Raw genomic sequence first — 267 nt, forward strand, 5'->3', positions numbered from 1 at the left:
GGCGCAATTCGACATGAAGGCGTTCGATACGCTACAACGCCGCAGCGAGATGCTCGACGGCCTGATTGAACAACGCGTGCTCGCCGATGAAACCCAGCGCCTGCACCTGACCGCATCCGACGACGCCGTGCGCCGCACGCTGCTCAACGATCCGGTGATCTCGTCGCTGAAGAACCCAGACGGCTCGATCGACGTCGACCGGTATAAGCAACTGCTTGCCATGCAGGGCATGACGCCCGACCAGTACGACGAGCGCGTACGTTACAG

At 61.8% G+C, this 267-nt stretch carries 1 protein-coding gene; it reads left to right on the top strand.

From position 1 onward, the window contains the following. Nucleotides 1–267 (top strand): SurA N-terminal domain-containing protein (locus tag SB771_RS34860; protein WP_410722021.1); only part of this gene is annotated, 267 nt, incomplete at both ends.

This window comes from Burkholderia sp. SIMBA_051, assembly GCF_046534915.1.
GTDB lineage: Bacteria > Pseudomonadota > Gammaproteobacteria > Burkholderiales > Burkholderiaceae > Burkholderia > Burkholderia ambifaria.